The sequence below is a fragment of the Flavobacterium sp. genome, assembly GCF_040383245.1.
Lineage (GTDB): Bacteria > Bacteroidota > Bacteroidia > Flavobacteriales > Flavobacteriaceae > Flavobacterium.
Window position 1 is genome coordinate 63,060 of sequence record NZ_JBEIDX010000013.1, and the last position, 10,578, is coordinate 73,637.

8 protein-coding genes are annotated in these 10,578 nt (G+C 31.1%); 1 reads left to right on the top strand and 7 read right to left on the bottom strand.

All coding sequences use genetic code 11. The features are described from left to right. The first annotated feature begins 152 nt into the window (after window positions 1-152). Window positions 153-1,877 carry a sodium:solute symporter family protein gene (locus ABWO08_RS07095; protein WP_353084671.1) on the top strand — a complete coding sequence of 575 codons (1,725 nt, stop codon included), beginning with the start codon at window positions 153-155 and terminating at the stop codon, window positions 1,875-1,877. Here ABWO08_RS07095 and cmk read toward each other — a convergent pair. The 7 genes from cmk to ABWO08_RS07130 form a co-directional block, all read right to left on the bottom strand. Then, window positions 1,864-2,556, bottom strand: coding sequence for a (d)CMP kinase (gene cmk / locus ABWO08_RS07100; RefSeq protein ID WP_353084673.1), 693 nt, complete (start codon window positions 2,554-2,556; stop codon window positions 1,864-1,866). The genes ABWO08_RS07095 and cmk overlap by 14 nt on opposite strands. 41 nt (window positions 2,557-2,597) lie before the next feature. Then, entirely contained in the window at window positions 2,598-3,620 is a 1,023-nt protein-coding gene (gene porQ, locus ABWO08_RS07105) for a type IX secretion system protein PorQ (protein ID WP_353084675.1), read from the bottom strand. Between the two features lie 128 nt (window positions 3,621-3,748). Continuing rightward, on the bottom strand, window positions 3,749-6,202 hold the full coding sequence (gene lon / locus ABWO08_RS07110) for an endopeptidase La (RefSeq protein ID WP_353084677.1): 2,454 nt from the start codon (window positions 6,200-6,202) through the stop codon (window positions 3,749-3,751). 180 nt (window positions 6,203-6,382) lie between these two features. Then, on the bottom strand, window positions 6,383-6,967 hold the full coding sequence (locus ABWO08_RS07115) for a lipocalin-like domain-containing protein (RefSeq protein ID WP_353084679.1): 585 nt from the start codon (window positions 6,965-6,967) through the stop codon (window positions 6,383-6,385). Window positions 6,968-7,020: 53 nt separating this feature from the next. After that, a complete protein-coding gene (locus ABWO08_RS07120) occupies window positions 7,021-8,331 on the bottom strand; it encodes an MFS transporter (RefSeq protein WP_353084680.1) in 1,311 nt (436 codons plus the stop codon). A 65-nt stretch (window positions 8,332-8,396) separates the two neighbouring features. Next, window positions 8,397-9,224 carry a M48 family metallopeptidase gene (locus ABWO08_RS07125; RefSeq protein ID WP_353084682.1) on the bottom strand — a complete coding sequence of 276 codons (828 nt, stop codon included), beginning with the start codon at window positions 9,222-9,224 and terminating at the stop codon, window positions 8,397-8,399. Window positions 9,225-9,303: 79 nt separating this feature from the next. Further along, on the bottom strand, window positions 9,304-10,167 hold the full coding sequence (locus ABWO08_RS07130; protein WP_353084684.1) for a T9SS type A sorting domain-containing protein: 864 nt from the start codon (window positions 10,165-10,167) through the stop codon (window positions 9,304-9,306). Window positions 10,168-10,578: the final 411 nt, after the last annotated feature.

Sequence of the window (10,578 nt, forward strand, 5' to 3'; positions counted from 1 at the left end):
AGTTGAAATTAATAAACCAATAATGCTAGCAGCATAATTCAATTATTATGAATAAACAAAATCGTTGGAAAATTAATTATACTTGGCTTTTGGTAACGAATGCCTTATTTATAGTATTGTTTTATGTTTTAATGCAAATTTTCTCATAACTCATGCAGCAAATCGATTGGATCATATTATCTGCAACTTTATTATTCATCATATTTTATGGTGTTTACAAAACTCGTGGGAGTAAAAATGTAGAAGAATATATCCTTGCAAACAAGGAAACACCTTGGTGGTTAGTTGGTTTATCAGTAATGGCAACCCAAGCATCTGCAATTACTTTCCTTTCAACTCCTGGTCAAGCTTATCATGACGGGATGGGTTTTATTCAATTCTATTTTGGATTACCTATTGCAATGATTGTGATATGTATTGTTTTCATTCCTATTTATCATAAATACAAAATTTTTACCGCCTATCAATACTTAGAGCAACGCTTTGATGTTAAAACTCGATCTCTTGCAGCAATATTATTTTTAATTCAAAGAGGATTAGCTGCAGGTATTACAATTTATGCGCCTTCAATTATCTTATCCACACTATTAGGCTGGAACATTACAGCATTAAATATTATTATTGGTATTTCGGTTATTTTCTACACCTTCATTGGCGGAACCAAAGCGGTGAATGTTACTCAAAAACAACAAATGTTTGTAATTTTAGTTGGAATGTTTGTCACTTTCTATCTTATTCTGCATATGCTTCCAAATGAAATGACTTTTTCAAATGCGTTGCATATTGCAGGTGCAAATGACAAAATGAATATTCTTGATTTCTCCTTGGATACCGAAACAAGATACACCGTGTGGACTGGTATTACTGGTGGTTTTTTCTTAATGCTCTCCTATTTTGGAACAGACCAAACTCAGGTCGGCCGTTATTTATCTGGAAAAACAGATAGAGAGAGCCAGATGGGATTAATTTTAAATGGATTTTTAAAAGTTCCGATGCAGTTTTTCATACTTCTAACTGGAGTAATGGTATTTGTATTTTTTCAATTTAATACAGTTCCTTTAAATTTCAATCCGAATAACAAAGCACTTATTGAACACTCAAAATACAAAGAAGAATATCAGGATTTAGAAAAAAAACTAACCAATTTAGGTGAAGAAAAAAAAGAGTACAACTTATTATATATAGATCATTTAAATCAAAATTTTGACAACCCCATTCTGAGGAATAAACTAAAAGAATTGGCTGGAAGAGAAAAAGACCTTAGAGATCAAGCAAAAGAATTAATTGAAAAAGCAGATATTAAAGCCGAAACAAATGATAAAGATTATGTGTTTCTTCATTTTATTTTAAATTATTTACCAAAGGGATTAATCGGACTTCTTCTAGCTGTAATTCTTTCTGCAGCAATGTCATCATCTGCTTCAGAACTCACCGCATTAGCATCTACAACCGCCATAGATATATACAAACGAAATACAAAATCAGAATTAACTGAAAAACAACTACTTTATTCAACCCAGTTATTTACATTGGGTTGGGGAATAATTGCTATTTTATTTGCTTGTTTTTGTACTCTTTTTGAGAACTTAATTCAGTTGGTAAACCTTTTAGGGTCTATATTTTACGGAACAGTTTTAGGGATTTTCCTGGTTGGGTTTTTATTTAAATTCGTAAAAGGAAAATCAATTTTCTATAGTGCAGTTTTGAGTCAAATATCGATTTTCTTTATCTACTATTATTTTATTCATATCTACCCAAGCGGACAAGAAAAATTAGGTTATTTATGGCTAAATTTTATTGGAGCCACTCTAACAATAGTAATTTCTAGTAGCCTGCAATTACTATTAAACCTTAAAAATCGTACTATAAAGAGTTAATTAATTCTTCAGATAATTCTAGTACTGCAGCAAATTGCTCTTCTCGAGTTAGATAAGAATTATCAATTTCAATTGCATCGTCAGCCATTACTAATGGAGAATCAGCCCTGTGAGTGTCTATATAATCACGCTCTTGAACATTTTGAAGGACTTCTTCAAAAGAGACAACATCACCTTTAGCTTTCAATTCTTCAAATCTTCTTTGTGCTCGAGTTTCTGGGCTAGAAGTCATGAATATTTTTAATTCAGCATCCTTAAAAACAACGGTCCCAATATCGCGTCCATCCATAACAATACCTTTATTTTTTCCCATTTCTTGTTGTTGCTCTACTAATTTAGAACGAACTTCTGAAATTTCGGCAATTCGACTTACAAAACTAGAAACTTCAATAGTTCTTATTTCTTTCTCAACATAACTATCATTTAAATACATTTCGGCATAACCCAAATCGGCATTAAAATGAAATTGTAATTTTATATTAGGCAATGCTTTAACCAAGGATTCTTTATCTAATGAATCTATTGAAATAAAATTATTTTGCATTGCAAATAAAGCGATGGCGCGATACATTGCGCCGGTATCTACATAAATGTACCCTAAATGTTTTGCTAGTTGTTTAGCTAGAGTACTTTTCCCTGTGGATGAAAAACCGTCAATTGCAATAGTAATTTTTTTCATAATTTATTTTTACAAATATAGATAACCAAGCGGAAAGAATTCTAATCATTAAAATTTATAGTCAAGCCAAAAAGACTTGTATTTCCGGCTAATGAATATCTAGAATGAGAATAATTGAATTTGATATTACTCATCTTTAATCCGAAACCTAATGAAATACCTGAAAAATTTCGCTGGTCTTCTATCCCTAGCTCTTCTCCTCTTCTAAAATTATAACCAAAGCGTAAGTTAAATCCTTTTTTTGGAAATAATTCAGCTCCAATAACTACATGTCGCAATGCATTGTTAAAGAAACCAACTTTTTCAGGAATTACACCGCCATCAATAGTGCTTGTGGCTCTATTGGGATTGGAAAAAGCAATATTCCATTGTTGAAGATTTTCTAATGTAAGATGCCATCTTATTGGAACATTTTCTACTTCTTGAGAAACACCAATTAATACTTCAAGTGGCAATTTTTCTTGTAATCCGGAGTAAGTTGTAATTTGAGTTCCAATATTTCTAACTACTAAAGCCCAATTTACATCATTCCGCTCATCAATAAACAAAGCACCAATATCTGCTGCAGCACCATAAGAATTATAACTTTCTAAGGTAGAAGAGATTAATTTTGCGTTTCCTCCAATATAAAAGTTAGTAAATGGCACATTATAGGAATATCCAAAAGATAATGCCATTTCACTTCCAGTAAAAGTAGAAGTTGCCGTACCATATTCATCATATCCTTCAAACTTTCCGTAATTAACATAATTCACACCTACATGAAAAGTTTGAACATGCCGATCGTATGTATAGGCATAAGCAGCAGTACCATAGGTAACTGCCCCAAAATAATTTCCGTAGTTTACTGCAAGATGGTTATCCATTTCTGGATTTATTGTAGCAGGATTAAAATGTGCTTGGTTTACATCTTGATCAAAAATAGTTAATACTTTTCCCCCAAGTGCAGCTTGTCTAGGCGAAGTAACCAAATTTAGAAACTGATAAACCGACCTGCCTCCTATTTGACCATAGCCTATGGTGCAAACAAGAAAAAAAAGGTAAATAAATTGTTTATTAATCATATAATTATGGGCAAAGACATGTCTATAACGAAAATGCGAAGATATTATTTTTAAAGTTAAGTAAAAACACAAATAAAAAAGGCATGAAATAAAAATTCTCATGCCTTACTTATTAATCATATAAAAAGTTAATCGATTACTTTAGCATTTTTTACTTTACTGCTTGTTAAAGCAAGATCAATTACTTCGCTCATTTCTTTTACATAATGAAATGTTAGGCCATTTAAATAATCAGCTTTTATTTCATCAATATCTCTTTTGTTTTCGTGGCAAAGGATTATTTCTTTAATATTTGCTCGTTTCGCAGCAAGAATTTTTTCTTTAATTCCACCTACTGGCAATACTTTACCTCGAAGAGTAATTTCACCGGTCATTGCTATATCTTTCTTTATTTTTCGCTGCGTATATAAAGAAACAAGTGAAGTCAACATAGCTATTCCTGCACTCGGACCATCCTTTGGAGTTGCTCCTTCGGGCACATGAAGATGAATATTATATTTTGAAATAACATCGGGATCCAAATTAAATAACGCTGCATTGGCCTTAATATATTCTAAAGCAATAGTGGCAGATTCTTTCATTACCGTTCCAAGATTTCCGGTTAAAGTAAGTATTCCTTTTCCTTTAGAAATTAATGACTCAATAAACAAAATATCCCCACCTACAGAAGTCCAAGCCAAGCCAGTAACTACTCCAGCAACTTCGTTTCCTTCGGCTTTATCGCGTTGTAATCTTGGTGCTCCGAGTACTTTTATGATATCTTCGTCAGTTACTTTTTTATTATATTCTTCATCCATAGCAACTGATTTAGCTGCATTTCGAATCACTTGAGCGATTTTCTGTTCCAAGCTTCGTACTCCAGATTCACGAGTATAACCTTCAACTATTTTCTCTAATTGTTTTTTTCCAATTGTCAAATCTTTAGAAGTTAATCCGTGTTCTTTTAATTGTTTCGGAAACAAATGCTGACGCGCAATTTCAACTTTCTCTTCTGTAGTATAACCTGCCATTTTAATTATTTCCATACGATCTCTAAGCGCAGGTTGAATAGTAGACATGGTATTTGAAGTAGCAATAAACATTACTTTAGACAAGTCGTAACCTAATTCTAAGAAATTATCATAAAAAGAATTGTTTTGCTCTGGATCTAAAACTTCAAGCAATGCAGAAGAAGGATCTCCTTGATTACTCATTGAAAGTTTGTCAATTTCATCTAAAATAAAAACAGGGTTTGAAGTTTTTGCTTTTTTAATGCTTTGGATAATTCTTCCCGGCATCGCTCCAATGTAGGTTTTTCTATGCCCTCTAATTTCTGCTTCATCACGCAAACCACCTAATGAAATACGAACATATTCTCTTCCTAAAGCTTCAGCAACAGATTTTCCAATAGAAGTTTTCCCAACTCCCGGAGGCCCTGTTAAACAAATGATTGGCGATTTCATATCGTTACGCAATTTCAAAACGGCAAGATGTTCAATCATTCTTTTTTTAACATCTTCCAATCCAAAATGATCTCGATCTAATATTTTTTGAGCATGTTTTAAATCAAAATTATCTTTAGAATATTTGTTCCATGGTAAATCTAAAAACAAATCCAAATAATTACGCTGAATACCAAAATCAGGAGCTTGCGGATTCATTCTTTGCATTTTAGAAAACTCTTTTTCAAAATGCATTTGCGATTTTTCATCCCATTTTTGAGATTTTGCACGCTGACGCATTTCTTCAAATTCTTGTTCATTAGAAACGCCACCCAATTCTTCTTGAATGGTTTTCATTTGCTGATGCAAGAAATACTCTCGTTGTTGCTGATCTAAATCAAAACGAACTTTTGATTGGATATCGTTTTTGATTTCCATTTTTTGTAACTCTACATTCATATAGCGTAAAGTCTCTAATGCGCGTTCTTTAAGAACATGCATGTTCAATAAATTTTGTTTTTCTTCTACAGAAAGGTTCATGTTTGAAGAAACAAAATTGATTAAAAACGACTGACTTTCAATATTTTTAATTGCAAAAGTAGCCTCGGTAGGAATATTTGGACTTTCTCTAATTATTTCAATTGCTAATTCCTTAATAGAGTCAACAATGGCAGAAAATTCTTTATCATTTTTTTTAGGTTTGCTTTCAGAAACCTCTTTTACTTTTGCTTTAATATAAGGAGTTTCGGAAATAACTTCATCAATCTCAAATCGTTTTTTACCTTGAAGAATGACTGTGATATTACCATCTGGCATTTTTAAAACACGAAGAATTCTTGCTACAGTCCCTAATTGATAAACATCATTAATAGTCGGATCTTCCTCTTCTTCATTTTTTTGGGCTACTACACCAATTATTTTACTACCTGCATAAGCTTCGTTAATTAACTTAATAGATTTATCTCTTCCGGCAGTAATCGGAATAACTACTCCAGGAAAAAGAACAGTATTCCGTAAAGGTAAAATAGGAAGTGAAGCAGGTAGCTCCTCTTTTGCCATTTCTTCTTCGTCTTCGGGAGTCATTAACGGAATTAATTCTGCTTCAGTATCAAATTCTTGTAATGACAAACTGTCAAAGGTTATTATTTTTTGATTGGACATGGTATAAATTAAGTCAATATGACATTATATATTAATATAATTATTTTAAAATAAATGTAATTTGGATTAGTTTAAACTAAAACTATTTTTAAGCTAATATAAACAAAATAAAACAAGGATTATGCCATTAAAAAAAATCCGTCATAAAGACGGATTAATTTAATTAATTAAAATTCTAAATTATTGTTTAGAATATATTGCTGTAATATCAGATGTTAAAAATACAGGATTTCCATTAGCCATACCAACAACTTCACCGTTTTGTTCAGTAATTATTAATGTATTACCAACCACGGTAAAAACATCTGTATAACTAACTCCACCTTCCATATAATTTGTAGTAAGTTGATTTCCGTTTAATGTCCATGTACCATTAGTGGAAGGGTCAGTAAAACAGGTTAAAACATTTGGAGTAACTGATAAATCAATATCTATACCACCTCCAGTAGCAGTAAAAGTATTATTTGAATTTAATATAAAAGTACTATTATTAAAACATGTAGTTTCAGACATTTGATTTATAGAAGCAGTTCCATCTCCATTTAAATCAGTTGGAACTGATGTGTTAAAAGCTGTTAATAAGTAAGTTCCTGCAATAGAGTTATTACCTCCATTAGGACCACCACCATTATTATTGTTATTAGATGAGTTATTTTGAGCTAATTGATCAGCTAAAACTGGATCTATTGGTTCAACATTACAAGAGTTAAAAAGAAAAAGAAATGCAACAGAACTAATTGCTAACGAAAATGATTTGAAATTCATGATTAAAATATTTTTTCAAATATAGCTATATTTATTTGTTGAATAAAAATATTTTATTGAGAAACTAATTCGTTTTTTTTCATAAAACTTAACACTATATATCCTAATAAGAAAAATACTGCCAAAATAAATATAGAGTTTCTTAAAGAGTCTGTAACCGAGCCAACAAAACCAAAAATAAAGGTCCCTAAAACGATTGCTATTTTTTCGGTTACATCAAAAAAACTAAAATAGGTGGTATGGTCTTCTGTTTCTGGTAATAATTTAGAATAAGTAGAACGGGATAATGATTGAATAGCACCCAATACCATACCTATTACTCCTCCTAAAGTATAAAATTGTAAATCAATATATTTATTTTGAGCATTTAATAAAAAGGCTGCAAAGCAAATCAAACCCCAAATAGCTATAGTTAGTTTTAAAGTTTTAATATTTCCAATACGCTCTGAAATTCTAGCAAATAAATAAGCTCCAAATATTGCTATTACTTGAATTAACAAAATGGTAATGATTAGTTTATTGGTTTCAATTCCAAGTTCTTTTTTTCCATAGATCCCAGCTAACAATATAATTGTCTGTACTCCAATACTATATAAGAAAAATGCAATTAAAAACTGTTTTAAACTCGTTAGTTTTTTCAAACTTTGTAATACTAATTTAAGCTCATTTATCCCTTTAAAAACAAAACCTTTATCTGATTTATTATTAATTAATTTGTTAGGTAAATAATAAAAAGTGACTTGTGCAAAACCCATCCACCAAATACCAACCATTAAAAATGAAATTCTTGCAGGAAGCGTTGAATCAGTTATTCCAAATAAATCAGGCTTCATAATCATAATCAAATTAAATGCTAACAATAGTATTGACCCTGAATATCCATACATAAACCCTTTTGCACTAACTCTATCTTGTTGCTCAGGTAATGCAATTTCAGGTAAATATGAATTGTAAAATACAATACTACCCCAAAATCCAATGCTTGCTAATATTGTAAAAACGATTCCTATCCACAAGTTCTCCACCCCATTAAAAAAGAATAATGCCATTACAGAAAGAGATCCCAAGTAACAAAAAAACTGCATGAATCGTTTCTTATTACCCGTGTAATCAGCAATCCCTGAAAGTACTGGAGATAAAAATGCAACTATTAAAAAGGAGAAGGATAAAGAGTAAGAAAGTAATGTAGAATTATGAAATTCTGTTCCTAAAAAAGTAACAATTCCACCATTACCACTAGTAATAGCTTCATAATATATAGGAAAAACTGCAGTCGCAATTACTAAGCTATAAACTGAATTGGCCCAATCATAAAATGCCCAAGCATTAATAAGTTTCGGATTCCCTTTTTCTAAATTTGACATATAAATAATTTTAGTAAAAACTTACAAATAAGTTTCAAATATAATCATTCTATGTTATTGAAATGTTATTTAAATACAACTCCGTATTTCAAAGCTTCAGCTTTAGCTTGAGGAATTAATGCCTTCAAATCTGCAATTCGTGTGGCATCAGAAGGGTGTGTACTAGCAAATTCTACTGGTGCTTTTCCGGATGAAGAGGAATTTTCAGCCATTCTTTCCCAAAAAACAACTGATTGTTCCGGATTATATCCTGCAATTGCCATTAATGTTAACCCTATTTTATCTGCTTCACTTTCATGACTCCTACTAAATGGCAACATTCCTCCATATTGTGTAACAGCTCCATATGCAGTCATTGCAATTTGTTGGGTTTGTGCAGTTTTTGTTCCTACTGCAACTCCAACTCCTGCTGCACCAAGCTGTTGTAACAATCCAGCACTCATTCTTTGTTGACCATGATTTGCAAGCGCATGAGATACTTCATGACCTAACACAGTTGCAAGTCCAGCTTCATCCTTTGTAATTGGTAAAATTCCAGTATACACTACTATTTTACCCCCTGGCATACACCAAGCATTTACCTCCTTGTTTATAACCAATTTATATTCCCATTGGTAATCTTTAAGATAACCTTCATACCCATTTGCATTCAACCATTTTTCTGCAGCATCCTTTATCTTTTTACCAACCACTTCTACATTTTTGGCCTCAGAAGTTCCAGTTATAACTTTATTCTCTGTCAAAAATTGACTGTATTGCTGAAATGCACTAGGCAATATTTCACTATTCGGAACTAAAGCCAAAGTGCTTTTTCCTGTAAAAGGGTTTTTAGCGCAGGAATAAATAACAGACAACATTAGAAGAAAACAAACAACTTTTTTATTAGATATCATAATATAAACTTTGAAACCAAATTTACAAAATAAATAAGCAAACAAAAAAGTTGTTTATTATTTAAAATATAATTGATAATTATTTTTTTACAAATTTAATTGTTTGAGTTGCAAGTTGATTTTCAAAATTAATTTTAGCAAAATATATACCTTCTGTCAATTCAGAAACATCTATACCTATAGTAAATCCACTATTTATTGATTTTACATTTTGACCTAACTGATTATAAATCATAATATTTGAAATTTCATCTGGAATATTATTAATATGTAAAGAATTTACAACTGGATTCGGAGTGACATTAAGTGTATCGATTTCAAATTTTGAATTAGTCAAAGAAGGACCTATTGTAACATTAAAATCATACATACACCCTAATGCGATTGCATTTGTTGAAGAGCAGCTAGATAAAATATAGTTAGAATTATAGTTAGCATAAGGACTTATATTGTTACTTGCTCGTTTTATTCTCATTCTTGTTAAGCCTTGTGTAGCTGTAGTTGGAATTGTTAATATCTTTGTAATCATGGTAACTGCACCACCGAATGTTGGCAAATCAGTATTAGTAGTGTTGCTATTTTGCATCACAATTTCAGAATCTTCAAAGTTATTATTTTTATTAAAATCAATCCATACTGCAAAATATGTAGGTTCTGAGTCGTTAACACTGTAAAAATTTAATTTAAAAGTATAATCGGATCCTTTTGCAAGAGTTGGTAAAGATGTAGTATTGTAGTATTTAAATGTATTTACAACATTCCCATAAGAACCCATTACGCCAAAATTTTGAATCATAGCACTTCCAATACTAAAGTCTTGAATCATATTGTAAGTAGTATTAGCAGGATAAACTGGTGTGCAATAAGGAGCTGCTGATGTCAATTGAGCCTTCAAAATTAGTGAAATAAGTAATGCTGTAATTGTTAAGATAATTTTGTTCATGTTATTAAATTTTATAATTAATATCAAGAAAAGTATTAAATATAAACTCATAACATTTTAGTATTCGTCCAAATACAACTTTTAACGATGAAAAATTAAACTTGTTAAAATATTATAAATATTTATATGAATAATACTACAAAAATTTAAAGTCTAATTTTTCCAATCTTTGTTTCACAAAGGATTTTCGCTGCCATCCCTCACGCGAAAATGTTATTGCTAAAGCATTTGCAATAATAAATAGTTACAATTAGCAAACAACTAAAGCAGATGAGATTGCCACGTTGTTCCTCCTCACAATGACAAGGCGGCGAACCGAGCTTGCGAACACGCCGCACTAAAACAAAAAAACTCCAATCTTTTCAGATTGGAGTTTTATAAAAAAAGGCGGCGACATACTCTCCCACATAA

What these genes read in the sequence shown, in the direction of transcription:
- ABWO08_RS07125 (WP_353084682.1), bottom strand. Translation starts at nt 9,224, where the DNA reads ATGATATCTAATAAAAAAGTTGTTTGTTTTCTTCTAATGTTGTCTGTT.
- ABWO08_RS07095 (WP_353084671.1), top strand. Translation starts at nt 153, where the DNA reads ATGCAGCAAATCGATTGGATCATATTATCTGCAACTTTATTATTCATC.
- ABWO08_RS07120 (WP_353084680.1), bottom strand. Translation starts at nt 8,331, where the DNA reads ATGTCAAATTTAGAAAAAGGGAATCCGAAACTTATTAATGCTTGGGCA.
- ABWO08_RS07130 (WP_353084684.1), bottom strand. Translation starts at nt 10,167, where the DNA reads ATGAACAAAATTATCTTAACAATTACAGCATTACTTATTTCACTAATT.
- ABWO08_RS07115 (WP_353084679.1), bottom strand. Translation starts at nt 6,967, where the DNA reads ATGAATTTCAAATCATTTTCGTTAGCAATTAGTTCTGTTGCATTTCTT.
- lon (WP_353084677.1), bottom strand. Translation starts at nt 6,202, where the DNA reads ATGTCCAATCAAAAAATAATAACCTTTGACAGTTTGTCATTACAAGAA.
- cmk (WP_353084673.1), bottom strand. Translation starts at nt 2,556, where the DNA reads ATGAAAAAAATTACTATTGCAATTGACGGTTTTTCATCCACAGGGAAA.
- porQ (WP_353084675.1), bottom strand. Translation starts at nt 3,620, where the DNA reads ATGATTAATAAACAATTTATTTACCTTTTTTTTCTTGTTTGCACCATA.